Source organism: Mesorhizobium sp. M8A.F.Ca.ET.202.01.1.1 (genome assembly GCF_004791595.1).
GTDB lineage: Bacteria > Pseudomonadota > Alphaproteobacteria > Rhizobiales > Rhizobiaceae > Mesorhizobium.
Window position 1 is genome coordinate 1 of sequence record NZ_SRUN01000069.1, and the last position, 474, is coordinate 474.

A 474-nucleotide genomic window follows, 5' to 3' on the forward strand; every position below is an offset into this window, starting at 1 on the left:
CGTGGAAGTGCGCTACCGTGCGCGATCGGATTTCGGCGGTGGCGCCGCTTCGGTCGATGCGCGCAAATGCCGGCGCCTGGCCCATGCCGCGCAGCTGTACCTGCAGGACCACCCGGCGCTGGCCAATGCGCCCTGCCGCTTCGACGTGGTCGAAGCCACCGGCGAGCCGCCGCAGCTGCATTGGCTGCGGGATGCGTTCCGATTGGATGACTGCTGATGGTTACTCTTTGCCGGCCAGCGGCCGGCACTACCGGGGTGATGCGTCAGCTCTCCGCGTCCTGCAGGGCGGCATGGAGTTTGTCCGTGATGCGCTGCAGGGCGGCCAGATCATCGGCGGAGAGATGGTCGAGAAAGTACTGGCGGACGCCGGCGATGTGCACCGGGCGCGCGGCGCGCAGCTGTGCGTGACCTTCTTCGGTCATGCGGATCAGCACGACGTTGTCGCTGTCGGTATCGCGCTCGATCAGCCCGCGC

2 protein-coding genes are annotated in these 474 nt (G+C 67.9%); one reads left to right on the plus strand and one right to left on the minus strand.

The window, feature by feature from the left end:
- Positions 1-217: YraN family protein (locus EN845_RS33860; RefSeq protein ID WP_135931272.1), on the plus strand; the 217-nt coding region annotated here is incomplete at its 5' end.
- Positions 218-263: 46 nt separating this feature from the next.
- On the opposite strand, the gene EN845_RS33865 is transcribed toward EN845_RS33860, so the two are convergent.
- A partial coding sequence (locus tag EN845_RS33865) for a hypothetical protein (protein ID WP_210235526.1) occupies positions 264-474 on the minus strand: 211 nt, incomplete at its 5' end.